A 12,921-nucleotide genomic window follows, 5' to 3' on the forward strand; every position below is an offset into this window, starting at 1 on the left:
TGTGAAATTTTTGAAGGGCCTATTCCCTTCAAGTCACAGGCAACAAAAGGGAGAGGATTTTTACCCTCTCCCGAAATTTTTATGATTTCTTGTAAAAAATCGTTTCATACCCATCGGCATCCAGAATCAACCCTTCCGCCCAGGACGGCGTCCTTCCCATCTGTTCACATATCGCTGATAATGAAACATCCTTCCGGCACTCGATGATCAGTTCATCATGCACATGGGCACATATAAAGCAATGCGACAATGTCCTCATGGCGCAGCAGAGGATATCCCTGGATATCGCCTGCACGATATTCTCCACGAACTTCGGGCCGTAACTCTCGATGCGTTCCCATTTCTTCGTGCCACCCACGCCTTCATAGGTAACGGCTTCCCCGCCAAACCGGTTCTCACCCATCCTCGGCTTCACATATGCAAGCCTTCTCCCGGACGGCAGGGTAATGAACAGCATCCCGCTCCGGCATTCAAAGCGGATCCCTTTTAAGACAGACGGCTCCCGCTGCTTCACAGCCTTTTTCACCACCCGGTCAACATCCCACCAGAACCTCACAATATTCGGATTCGCAGATCTCCATGAATCCACCAGCGGCTGCAGTTCTTCCTCAGTAAGCCCCATCTCAATAGCACCCATCGATTTCAAAGCGCCGACAGAGCCGCCGTAACCTAAAGCCAGTTCCGCAATCTTGCCCTTCTGCCTCAGTTCCGCATTCTGGCCATGTTTTTCCACCGGCACCCCGAACATCGCCGAAGCGGAAGCACAGTATATATCTCCATTGTTCACGAATACATCCGTCCTCCACTGCTCCCCGGCAAGCCACGACAGCACCCTTGCCTCGATCGCAGAAAAATCCGCCACACAGAACTTCTTCCCTTCCCCGGCAACAAACGCTGTCCGGATCAGTTCTGAAAGCACATTCGGCACGGAATCATAAAGCATGGACAGTGCTTCATAATCCCCGTTCCTCACAAGCCCTCTGGCCTGTTCCAGGTCATCCATATGGTTCTGCGGAAGGTTCTGCAGCTGGATGATGCGCCCCGCCCATCTGCCTGACCGGTTGGCTCCGTAAAACTGGAACATTCCCCTCGCCCTGCCGTCATTACAGACCGCCGTCTGCATTGCCTTGTATTTCTTCACGGATGACTTCGCCAGCTGCTGCCGGAGCCTTAACGCCTCGGCGACGTCCTCATCGATATCATCATCCGCGATCATCTTTGCCACATCCTTCTTTCCCAGAGAATCTGTTTCAACTCCCTGATCGGACAGCCACTGCTTCATCTGCGCCACACTGTTCGGATTTTCCAGTTCCGTAATATCCTTCATGGCGTCCGACAGCTTATCCTTCGATATCTCATCCAGGGCAATGGCGTTCTCCACCAGAGTCAGGTCAAGCAGAATGCCCCTGTCGTTGATCTCCTGATCCAGCCAGAACTCTTCCCAGACAAAATCCGGCACCGGAAAGTTATGCAGCTTCTTCTGTATGGACTGCTCAACTTCCACATCCCTCCGGTTATAAAACTTGAACAGTTCCCACTTCTCCCTGTCATGCTCCGGAAGGTTCCTTGTCCTGCCGCCGTTGTTCTTGGTCGGCTTGCAGGGAACGCAAAAGTACCGTATCAGATCCTTGCCTTCCTTCAGCTTCTGTTCTTCCAGACCCAGTACGGCTCCAACGCCGGCAAGAGATAACGGCAATCCCATATATGCGGACCATATCATGGAACACTTCCAGCCCCTCGGATCCAGATAATCCCCGACGGAATCACCTTCCACGCTGTAAGAATAAAAATGCTCCGGGTGTTTCCGCCTTAACCATTCCGACAGGCAGATGCGTTCAAAGTTGCTGTTGAACGCCCACTTGGTCACATACTCGTCTGATAACGATGCCAGGATCTCTTCCGGTATCTCTTCCCCTGCTACCAGATCAACCACAAGGACCTCACCGCCATCCACAGCATAGCCGAACAGCAATATGTCAAAATCCGGATGCTGCACATACTTGTACACGCCGCACTTATTCAGGTCATTCCCGGAATAGGTTTCTATATCAATACTGATCGTTTCCATCTATCCTCCAATCCGAAAACAGGCACCGGCTTTTGCCGCCGATGCCCGTCCTCTTTACTCTGCAGATTTTTCCTGCTCTTCACGTTCCCTCTTTTTCTTCTCACGCCGGTCATGGAGTTTATCTGCGATCCAGATCCCAAGCATGGAGATAATAGAGATCACATTGATTGTCGTGCAGGTAATGATCACCTGCGAATATACCATCTGGTTCATTCTGTTCACCTCGATTCCCAGATTGTCACTGGCGGCAGCATGTATCGCCGCCAGCTTTGGTTTGCTGTTATGACAGGAAATCGTCATCATCCTCAGTCGCAAAATCATCCTCTGCCCTGGACTTGCCGCCAAGAGGCTCGCCGTCACGGATCTTCTGAAGGTTATTCAGGCCGCAGGCGATACCCTTATTCCCGTTGCTGTTGAAAGCATAGAAATTGATACTCGCCCTGCCGTACACGCCGGAATACACCTCGGAACGGTCAATGATCGGATTTCTGTCTGCGTCCACAATGCCCGGAGCCGTGCCGCTGTTGGCGTTGACGAAGTAAGAATCCGCATACGCCTCATCATCCGGTCTCTCCGCATCGCCGTCACGGAGCGGAGTCTTCAGTACCGACAGAGCAGGGACAGACTTGCCGTTGCCCTTCAGCTTGCCCTGGCCTTCCTCATACGCCGCCTGAATGGCCGCCTGGATCCTCTCGATCGTCTTGGTATCGGACTTCGGAATGATCAGGGATACCGAATACTTCGGCGCTCCGCCGTTGATAGACTTCGGCTCCCATGCGTTGACGTAGCTCCATCTCGTGTTTACTCCGGTGATTACCTTTGTAGGATTAACAAACTTGCTCATAGTGATTTTCCTCCTTAATTTTCACTGAAATCTTCATATGCTGTATTGATCGCCGGTCTCTTATCCGACTCCGGCACAAGCGTCGGCTTGCCCTGCGGCTTCGTGATAAAAGAGCCAAGCACTTCTTCAAACTTCTTCCTGCCCATAAGGGCTGTCATTGCTGTGATACCCAGCAGTTTCTTCTCGTAAGGATCGTATCCGGCGCTCTCTGCTGCCGATGCGACTGCCGCCTCATCACTGTATTTCCGGTTCGACCGGCCTTCCACGACCTTGAATCCTTCGTAATGCGTGCCGGACAGAGCCTTCTGCAGAGCATACTCCTTCAAGTCAGCCGCCCAGGATGTCAGGCTGTCGATCCTTGGAAGGATAGCCGCAATCTCCGTATCTTCCAGAGTCGCCGGCATCTCGAAATCATATCTGGCAAGTTCCAGATTGTACTCTGCCCGCTTCCTGCAGGTCGCCTTTACCTTGCAGAACTGGCAGTGATCCCCTGCTTTGAACTCACCCCTGCCTTCGTATGCCAGTTCCGCTGTAGGCTTCAATACCTCATCCGCCCAGGTAAGCAGATCTTTCTTTGTCATGGTGCAGGTGCTGACATTCTCCCGCCTCGGCTGGAAGATCGTCATGCAGATTTCCCCGATGTCATACAGACCGTCAAACAGTTCCAGAGCGCCTAATGCGTAACACATCATCTGCGGATTCTTCTCCGCCGTTACCAGCACTCCCAGGCCATGCTTGTAATCGATGATCTGAAGGACATCGTCCGAAACGATCACGCAATCCCCGGTACCGAAACCATTCTCAACCCATCTGGAAAAATCCAACCTCTGTTCGATCAGCACCTGCGGATCCGGACAATGCTTCTTTGCTTCTTCGATCTGCTCCGTCACATACTCGCAATAGCTTTCCGCGCAGTCCTGCATTTCCTGATCGTAGTAGTCAAGGTTCTCCGTCGGATCCTGTACATCCCTTCCCAGCGACTTCTCCACCAGATAGGCGCACAGTTCGTGACAATCAGTACCCTGTTTGGCATAGGGACTCGCCCTGTCCTCATGACCCTCGCAGGCCTTCGCTGACGGCGGACACTCCAGCCACCGGTGCGCCGATGATGCGGATAAAAACGCGTGCTTTCCCATTACTCCAGCACCTCCGCTTCCGCAATTACAACGGCATATTCAGCCTTGTCCAGATCCGAAAGCTTGTCTGCGCCGTGTGCCGCGAGGATCTTCTTTACCTCCGCGGTATGTCCGGCTCTGGACTTGTCGGCCAGGAATGTCCGAACCTCTGTGAATGTGTATTCCTTCGCCGGTTCCTGCTTCTCTTCCTTGGCTTCAATCTGCTTTGGCGTTGCCTTTTTCCCCTTTGTCTCGACCACAGGCTTATCCGGCTCACCCTGGAACTCGGACACAATCTCCGCGATCACCCTTGCCACCGTGGATACCTTTTCCGAAATGCTGATTAGGCTCTCTGAGATACCGATCAGGTTCTCTCTGCAGATACCCACATTCTTTGCGATCTTCGCGATGTTTGCCTTTGTCATGCTTTGGCTCCTCCTTCCTTCACTTCGCGGATGTCTACTGATTCCACCGTCTGCCCCGGCGATAAGAGATACACCTGGGTGAAATCACCGAACAGGAACTTAAGCAGCCTTGCCGGAAGCTTCACGTCAGCGCCCCTCAGCACGTTCGCCTTGCGTCCGCCCCGATCAGAGACGTTGATGACAATCTTGTGTTTAATTGCCATGGTTCTTCACCTCTCTTTCTTCAGGAAGTCGTCTTCCTTACATGTCACAGGCAACAAAAGGGAGAGGATTTTTACCCTCTCCCGAAAAAATCTTTAGAAATTTTTTCTGATGCAGTCGATGGACTTGTCGTAATGGACTTTTGCAACCTTGATGCTGACGCCCATGATCTTCGCCGCCTCTGTGATCGTGCGCTCCTGTAGCCCGATCAGTTCATACGCCTGCCTCTGACGGCCTGTCATCTTAGTCGCCACAATCTTCCGAAGCTTCAGCACCTCATCCGGCACATCTATATCTTCAAATGGATCGTAGCAGGCACTGGAAAGCACGCTGCTCTTGTCCAGATCACCATCCTCGCATTCGCCGGCGATATAATCTAAAGAAAGATTCCAGTCCATCGGGTACCTCTCTCCCGGATGTGCTTCTTCCCATTCCTTCTTAGCTGCCTTCTGCTCCGGCGTCAGTTTAGGATGACCGTTGCGTACATTGCAGGTAACCCAGTTGTCGTCCATCCTGTGGAGATCCTGTATCATGACCTCTGTCACGCCATCCTCTCCCGGCTTGATCACGTTGTAGGTTCTCCTGTAACCGCCCTTTCCGTCCGGAACATCCATCTCATAACGGTAAATGCCTCTCTGATCCCGTCTTGTCTTCTTGACTCTCATAATTGTCTCCTTTGCTGGCCTGGAGGCAATGAGAGCAGGGTACCCGATACGGACTTTTGACCGAAGTACCCCGGAACCAGCGAAAATAAGTGCGCAGGAAAACAAGGGTACTTACACCCACGTTCCGTCAGCTGCCTTTATCGCAACTGCTTTCCGTGGTATGTCGTATCCTGCCTCACTGCGCACATGTGGCCGATATGAATTTGTTATTTAGAATTCTGGAATCTGAATTTGCGTCCGCGGATTTTTATCTCTTATTTACAGTAGCCAAATCTGTAATCTTGTGATATGATAATTGTGTATATCCGGCATCACATAGCCATATCAACGGAAGCATAGTCTCCAGATTTAATCCTGCTTCCATCTTAATAAATCGAATGGGCAAGGATGGTTATGTGGGGATATGCTTAGACAATGCAGGACAAAGAAGGACAAAAAAATGGATTTCAGAGAATTTATTCATAGATTGGCCTCTGTCATCAGTGCTGGAGGAAGCACAGCCGCATTTACCCGTTCGGTATTTGAAGCTATCCTTTCTGAAGAAGGTCAAATTATTCTGGATGAGTATCAATCCAGCAGCTACAAATCCTTTTATAATGGTCAGGCGAAAATATCGCGCCTTGCCAAGAAAATAAATGCTTACATAGAGCCCATGAATTTCTCGGATTATATCTATCAGTTTTCTGATGCCGCAGTTGAAAACCTCTGCACTCAATTTGCTGATGTTCTTCCGGAAATTACCCCTCACAATGCAGGAGAACGGCTCGCTGACCTATTTGTGTCAATAATTACCGAAGCCGCCAGGGCAACTAAAAGAAGCACCCCGAAGAGTGCTTCTAAAAAGAATGATGATATTCCGCCAATCATTATCAGCCCGGATGCTATTGCCCCGGATCTCGCCACAGTTAAGGACGGCGTATTATATATGCAGGGCATCCCCCAAGAAAACGGCGAAGATCTTAATCCATTCCAAAGATACTTAGACACGGCTTCTGCATATTTCTCGACGAAGAAAACCCTTCTTTATGCTGAAAAGCCGCATCCTTTTTATGACATATATGTATGCAACGATATCAAGTACCGAAAGTATAAGATTACTGGTTCAAGGGATCTAAAAGAGGAGAAAACTATACAGAATGCCTCAATAGAGATTTTAGAAAAAGAATCCAAATACATTATCATTGAGGGTATCGGTGGAATCGGAAAGTCCATGCTTCTGACACACCTTTTCCTTTCGTCTGCTCCAAATGCCGGCGAGTACGGACGCACACCGCTCCTGCTCTCATTGAAGGACTACAAAGAAGATACAAACAGTATTGTAGATTTCATATGGAAGTCCGTAAAAGATTTTGACCCCGCTTTAACTCATGCAAATGTGATAAACAGCCTCCAGAACAAGGAACTTGTTCTTTTAATGGATGGTCTTGATGAAATCCAGACCTCCGCCCGCGATTCTTTTGACACCGATTTAGAAGCATTTATCAAATCATATCCTGGCAATATGATTGTCATTACATCGCGTCCCGTTTATTCCTTCATTGCATATTCCAAGTTTTCAGTGTTTGATATCAAACCTTTAACCAAGCCACAGGCCATCGCTCTTATCAATAAACTGGAGTTCTGGGATATCACAGCAAAGAAGAATTTTATGGAAGCTCTGGATCGTCAGCTTTATTCTTCTCACTACCAATTTGCGAGTAATCCTTTGCTTCTGACCATAATGCTGATGACCTACTCATCATTCGGAGAAGTCCCTGCAAAGATGCATGTATTCTACTCCAAAGCATATGAAACCATGGCAAGGCTTCATGATGCAACAAAAGGATCATTCAAACGACCTCTTCACACCAAACTCACTCCTGAGGACTTTGCAAAACTCTTTGCTGAATTTTGTGCACGAACATATAAGGATGAAGAGCTGGAGTTTACCGAAATAACTTTCTCTTCATACATGAAGAAAGTACTTAAAGATACACTGGCAGAGAAAAGCGGCGTAACACCTCATGATTTTCTTTTGGATCTCACTGACAACCTCTGCATCATGTATCGTGAAGGCGAAAAGTATTATTTTATACATCGCTCTTTTCAAGAATATTTTGCGGCAGTCCACTTCGCCTCTGGATATGATGCCAAATTATATAAAGTCGGAAATTTCTTTGAGAAGACGAAGCATCGCTCATATACAGACAGAACTTTTGAAATGCTCTATGACATGATCCCGGAAAAGATCGAAAGATATATTTTCTTTCCATATCTCCAGGATATGCTAAAAAAATGTTCTGCCGCGGGCAACGATGAAGAGTATTGGGCGTTTCTTGAAGACCAATATCCAGCACTATATTATCAAGAAGGGGAAAACGGAGAATCCTATTTTAATGAAGCTCAGTCATTTTTATATAAGGCTATTATCAAAGCTAAATCTCTCGATTCCTTCCAAGATTTTGACGATCTATCTTGGCCAAAACAAATATATGATTTGCCTACCAGATATTCCGTAAAGGCATATGAGTATTTTCTGGATACAGATGTGTATTCAGAAATACAGAATCCTGATCAGATTACAGATGCACAGATGGAAGACACCACTTATATATTTGAAGATGAATTGCCTTATCAGTATGAATCGCTTTTCGGGAAACCTGATCAAACAGGAAGCACTATAGAAATCGAGATTTATCAGCTAAGGCATAACCCGTCAAAATATGCTGCGCTTCGCCGATTTATGGAGCAACCAGGCTTCCCACTGCTGGAGGAATTTCAAAGCATTAAAGAATACTATAATGAACTGCAGTCTATGGTTCAAAAGGAAAATGATTCGGACGATTTATTTGATGATTAGTACCAGGAGGAAAGCTTAATGAGAATCAGTTACAACAAACTATGGAAACTACTAATTGACAAGGGGATGAACAAACGCGACCTCAAAGCTGTATCTGGCGTAAGTTCAGCATCTATAGCCAAATTAGGGAAATGTGAAAACATAACCACTGATGTGCTTCTTAAAATATGTGAATCTCTGAATGTTCATCTTGATGACATCATGGAAACCATTGACGAATAGGAGGTCAGATAATGAATTTACTTTATTCAGATATCCTACCGCTGGGAACGGAGGATGACCAGAAAACAATTATAGATAGTTTCAAAGAACAGCTTTCTCAAGCTGACCGCTTAGAAATTGCTGTGGGATATGTTTCACGCGCATCTTTGGAAGAATTGGATGCATTGGTTTCAAATGCCGGAGTAAAGCAGGTTTGCCTGAATATCGGCATGTACTACATTGAAGGCATGCCGGAAGGTTCCTATCATACAGCTCTTAAGATTAACCGAAAATGGCAAGCCTCAGGGATAGGTGAAATTAAAATTGTACGTACATTCAAATACCATGGAAAAATCTACTGCTTTTACAAGGATGGAGTCCCTTTTGCTGCAATTATGGGTTCGGCTAACCTCGGCGTGATTAAACTCGAAGCCTCTAACAGACGGCAATATGAGATTTCTTCCCTTACAACCGATCCAACAGAGTGCAAAGAGATTTCCGCTTTTTTAGAAAAACTGAAAGCCCCGATCTGCTCAGCTAACATTGAGGACGTACCTGATATGCCGCTGATATTTGAAAAGAATACGGCACTTACCGGGATAGAACTTGTAACAGAAGTACCGCCTTCAAATGTCGAATTCTACAAAAGATGCTCAGCATACGCATCCTTTCTTCTCCCTCTTAAGGTCCCGGCATCTGATGAGAGGCATATGGATGATGGCAAGCATTTCACAAAATCTAATGTAAATGTCTGCTATGCAGCACCCCGAAGCAAAAGAAAGTCACGAGACTGGTATGAAACCCAGCTTACAGTTGCAAAAGAAATTACACGCATTGACGGATATCCAGAAAAGAACAAGCCTTTCTTCATAATCACTGATGACGGATATTGGTTCAAGGCACATACAACCAGTGACGGAAACAAACAGTTCAGTGCTGTTGGAGATGAATTGATTATGGGCCGGTGGCTCAAAGGTCGTCTTGCCGCCGCAGGTCTTGTGGTTCCTGTAAATGATACTCAGCGGGATACGGAGCGAAAAGGGATGATTACAAAAGAAATTCTTCAGGAATATGGGTGTGAGAACTTGTATCTGAAAAAAACAGGTCAGACCGCTTTAGATGAAGACGGCACCCCTTTGGACGTGTGGATGCTCTCGTTCAAGCCCGATGATATGGAAGGAGATGACGAATAATGCAATATCTGAAAACATACTTGAATAAAATCATTGAGCGTGGAAATGTAGGACTTGCAGATTCAATCTCTGCAACTGCAGAGGATGTAGGCAACAATTATTTAAAAAAATTCTCTTTCACAAGCCATGAAATAGGTCTTCTTTTTGGGAATGTCCAATCCGGGAAGACAGGACAGATGTTTGGAATCATGTGCAAAGCAACAGATTTAGGATTCCCGGTTTTTGTCCTGCTTACAACTGATAATGTTGTCCTCCAGCAGCAGACGCTTGATCGGGTTAAATCAGATCTTGATGGATACTGCATATGCGGCGAAAATGATGCACGCCTATTCGCAGACAATAGCCTTATGCTCCCTACGATTGTTGTTCTGAAGAAGAATGCCCGTATCCTGAAATTATGGGCTAACATTTTCAATTCAACAGGCTTCATGAGAGGTAATCCTCTTTTTATCGTAGACGATGAAGCAGATGCGGCATCTCTCAATACACTTGTGAATAAAAACCGCCAGTCTTCAATCAACAAATACTTAAGCTCTATTCGCGATGGTGCAGCAAGCAGTTTATACCTCCAGGTAACCGGTACACCGCAGGCCATTTTCTTACAGACTTTAGGCTCTGGATGGCATCCGCTGTTCACCCATTATTTCAAGCCTGGCAAGGGATATTTGGGCGGTGACTTTTTCTTTCCTAAAAACAGCAAGGCTGATTGTGTAACATATCTTGATACCCTTGATAACGCAGAGAGAAATATCGTAATCCGTCATCTTCTGGTTTCATCACAGATTCTCTTGTCCGGAGGAAATGTCTCTAACTGCCTGATACATCCAAGTGTGCGCCAGTCAGCTCACCAAAAGTTTGCAGACAGCATTTCATCAGAATTGAATTGGTGCAGGGATAATATTAGCGGGGATTTCAAGAGCATCCTGAAAAAACAATATGACCTGCTGAATCCTTCAAAATCTGAAAAACAGCCATTTAATCAGATATTTGACATGGCCTCAAAAATTCTTGCTAATAACGAAGCAAAGGTTATCATAATGAATGGCAAAACCGACATCGACAGCGATGAATATGCTTCTGGATGCAATTTTGTGGTCGGCGGAAACACTCTCGGACGAGGTGTTACATTTCCAAGCCTTCAAACAATCTATTACACACGTTCCAGTAAAAAACCTCAAGCTGATACTATGTGGCAACATAGCCGCATGTTCGGATATGACCGCGATCCCGGAATGATGATGGTTTATATTGACGAACACCTGTATAAACTTTTCGCTGATATCAATGCCACCAACAACGCAATTATTTCTCAGGTTGAGCAAGGTCTTGATGATGTAAAGATCTATTATCCGGAGGGACTAAATCCTACCAGAAAAAATGTCCTGGATACAGACCACGTTACAGCTATCTCCGGCGGAACCAACTACTACCCGTTCTATCCGGACAATAATACCATTGAACAGATATCAGAACTTCTGGAACCATTTACTGAAACAGAACCATACTATCAGGTAAGCCTGCGCTTGATGAAAGAAATCCTCTCTCATATTATTACAGACTCGGATTTCAGCCTTCCATCATTCCAGGCAATTCTTGACACTATGCTTGCAGAAGCACCCACAACACAGGGAATTCTTATTGTCCGCCGCAACAGAGATGTTGCCCAAGGAACAGGCGCATTACTGTCCCCAAATGATTGGCAACTCGGCGGATCCTTCCCTCGTAAAGTCGTTCTCACCATGTATCAGGTTACAGGCACAAAAGGATGGGGAGGCAAGCAGTTATGGGTTCCAAATATTAAGCTTCCGCAAGGTGCTGTTTACTATGATGTAATCGAGGACTGATATGGCAGATACGCATTCCAAAGAAGTGAGAAGCATGAATATGTCTCACATCCGAAGCACTAATTCTAAGCCAGAAGAAACTGTCAGGAAGATCCTGTTTTCTCATGGATTCAGGTACAGAAAAAATGTTAAGACCCTGCCTGGCAAGCCAGATATCGTCCTTCCGAAATACAAGACCGTTATCTTTGTAAATGGGTGCTTCTGGCATAAACACAACTGCCCAAGATTTGTTTGGCCTTCTTCCAATACTGACTATTGGATTCCCAAGATACAACGGAATGTTGAGCGGGACATCTCCAACCATGCAGAACTCGCCTCTCTTGGATGGAAAGTTATTGTTGTCTGGGAATGTGAATTGAAAAAGAAATGCCTCGATGACACCATGACCCGCGTAGAAAATGAAATACTATCTCAGTAAATAAGCTACCAAAATAGCCAGCTGATCGTCTTATGATCAACTGGCTATTATTTATTCGTTTATGCTTGCATCTATTGCATCGTAGTCAATTCCAGCAAAGCATTTCAGAATTGCTTCAAATATTATTTTGGCACCTTGACACGGAACTGCCATTCCAATCTGCTTACGCACACTTTCCTTACTGCCAAGGAACTCATAGTCATCTGGAAATGTTTGAAGTCTTGCACGTTCTCTATTTGTGAGAGCCCTCGGTTCTTCCCAATGATATATATGCGTGCCGCCTCCGCCGCTGCCTGTAACAGTATAGGAAGGCTTATCTGGATCCAGCCTCTTATAAATCTGACTGATTTTTGCTCCTTTGATATTGAGTTTCAGTTCATCCGGTAAATCTGCTGTAAAAGCATTTTGTCCAGGAAGAATATGTCTCAGTCTCTCAACAACTTGCCGTGACTGTCTTGTTGGCTCGTTATTAAAAGCATCAGCTGCGATGGGCGGATTCTCTATTGCATTCCTGCAGGTATTATCAATATCCGCATATGGGGCAGTAGATGGAACCCGAAACTCGACATCAATATCATTTCTGATTCCTACGATAATCAAACGATGTCTCGCCTGCGGTACACCATATTCTTCAAATTTATATAAGTGCGGTGTTATCTTATATCCTGCTCCTTCAAGTTCCGAAAGGATCTTTTTAAGCGCCTTACCTTCATTGGCACTTCTTAGACCACCAACATTCTCTGCCAGAAACCACTGTGGTCTGAATTGTCTAAGCGCCTTAACACCGTATGAATATAAAGGACCGAAAGTCCCATTCATCCCTTTCTGTTCACCTACTACACTATAATCGTTGCATGGGAAACCGAACGCCAACGCATCTATAGGTGCAAGCTGATCCATATCAAAAGTTCTTATATCAGCGTGGTAAACAGACTCCAAATTATCTGGACATATATTATGCCTATATGTCTCACAAGTATCTGCGTCATAATCATTTGCCCACTGGTGGACAATACCCCATTCGGGATCATTTATATCTGCGTGTGTGGCTCCCCAGCCTATACCGCCAGGACCGCAGAATAATTCTCCAAGATGAAAAATCATATCT

Annotated in this window: 13 protein-coding genes; 5 read left to right on the plus strand and 8 right to left on the minus strand. The window is 46.1% G+C overall.

The window, feature by feature from the left end; all coding sequences use genetic code 11:
- Nucleotides 1-79 precede the first annotated feature (79 nt).
- From ABXS75_19100 to ABXS75_19130, 7 genes are all read right to left on the minus strand, one after another.
- Complete coding sequence (locus ABXS75_19100; protein XCP85103.1) at nucleotides 80-2,068, minus strand: DNA polymerase; 1,989 nt, start codon at nucleotides 2,066-2,068, stop codon at nucleotides 80-82.
- A gap of 54 nt (nucleotides 2,069-2,122) precedes the next feature.
- Nucleotides 2,123-2,383, minus strand: a complete 261-nt coding sequence (locus tag ABXS75_19105) for a hypothetical protein (protein XCP85104.1) — start codon at nucleotides 2,381-2,383, stop codon at nucleotides 2,123-2,125.
- Nucleotides 2,349-2,912, minus strand: a complete 564-nt coding sequence (locus ABXS75_19110; GenBank protein XCP85105.1) for a DUF2815 family protein — start codon at nucleotides 2,910-2,912, stop codon at nucleotides 2,349-2,351. The genes ABXS75_19105 and ABXS75_19110 overlap by 35 nt, the downstream gene beginning before the upstream one ends.
- Nucleotides 2,913-2,926: 14 nt before the next feature.
- Nucleotides 2,927-4,048, minus strand: a complete 1,122-nt coding sequence (locus tag ABXS75_19115; GenBank protein XCP85106.1) for a DUF2800 domain-containing protein — start codon at nucleotides 4,046-4,048, stop codon at nucleotides 2,927-2,929.
- Nucleotides 4,048-4,452, minus strand: a complete 405-nt coding sequence (locus tag ABXS75_19120; protein XCP85107.1) for an rRNA biogenesis protein rrp5 — start codon at nucleotides 4,450-4,452, stop codon at nucleotides 4,048-4,050. Before ABXS75_19120 ends, ABXS75_19115 begins: the two co-directional genes overlap by 1 nt.
- On the minus strand, nucleotides 4,449-4,655 hold the full coding sequence (locus tag ABXS75_19125; GenBank protein XCP85108.1) for a hypothetical protein: 207 nt from the start codon (nucleotides 4,653-4,655) through the stop codon (nucleotides 4,449-4,451). The genes ABXS75_19120 and ABXS75_19125 overlap by 4 nt, the downstream gene beginning before the upstream one ends.
- Nucleotides 4,656-4,748: 93 nt before the next feature.
- Nucleotides 4,749-5,318 carry a hypothetical protein gene (locus ABXS75_19130; GenBank protein XCP85109.1) on the minus strand — a complete coding sequence of 190 codons (570 nt, stop codon included), beginning with the start codon at nucleotides 5,316-5,318 and terminating at the stop codon, nucleotides 4,749-4,751.
- Between the two features lie 439 nt (nucleotides 5,319-5,757).
- Here ABXS75_19130 and ABXS75_19135 point away from each other — a divergent pair, with 439 nt between their 5' ends.
- The 5 genes from ABXS75_19135 to vsr are packed head-to-tail and all read left to right on the plus strand — an operon-like array spanning nucleotide 5,758 to nucleotide 11,813.
- The gene (locus ABXS75_19135; protein ID XCP85110.1) at nucleotides 5,758-8,157 is read left to right on the plus strand and encodes an NACHT domain-containing protein; all 2,400 of its coding nucleotides are present in this window, start codon (nucleotides 5,758-5,760) and stop codon (nucleotides 8,155-8,157) included.
- Nucleotides 8,158-8,175: 18 nt separating this feature from the next.
- A complete protein-coding gene (locus ABXS75_19140; GenBank protein ID XCP85111.1) occupies nucleotides 8,176-8,379 on the plus strand; it encodes a helix-turn-helix transcriptional regulator in 204 nt (67 codons plus the stop codon).
- 11 nt (nucleotides 8,380-8,390) lie between these two features.
- Nucleotides 8,391-9,551 carry a restriction endonuclease PLD domain-containing protein gene (locus tag ABXS75_19145; GenBank protein ID XCP85112.1) on the plus strand — a complete coding sequence of 387 codons (1,161 nt, stop codon included), beginning with the start codon at nucleotides 8,391-8,393 and terminating at the stop codon, nucleotides 9,549-9,551.
- Entirely contained in the window at nucleotides 9,551-11,395 is a 1,845-nt protein-coding gene (locus tag ABXS75_19150) for a Z1 domain-containing protein (protein XCP85113.1), read from the plus strand. The genes ABXS75_19145 and ABXS75_19150 overlap by 1 nt, the downstream gene beginning before the upstream one ends.
- A 1-nt stretch (nucleotide 11,396) precedes the next feature.
- Complete coding sequence (gene vsr / locus ABXS75_19155) at nucleotides 11,397-11,813, plus strand: DNA mismatch endonuclease Vsr (protein XCP85114.1); 417 nt, start codon at nucleotides 11,397-11,399, stop codon at nucleotides 11,811-11,813.
- Between the two features lie 51 nt (nucleotides 11,814-11,864).
- Here the strand turns inward: vsr and ABXS75_19160 are convergent, their stop codons facing one another.
- A complete protein-coding gene (locus tag ABXS75_19160; GenBank protein XCP85115.1) occupies nucleotides 11,865-12,917 on the minus strand; it encodes a DNA cytosine methyltransferase in 1,053 nt (350 codons plus the stop codon).
- Nucleotides 12,918-12,921 lie beyond the last annotated feature (4 nt).

Source organism: Roseburia hominis (genome assembly GCA_040702975.1).
Lineage (GTDB): Bacteria > Bacillota > Clostridia > Lachnospirales > Lachnospiraceae > Allocoprococcus > Allocoprococcus hominis_A.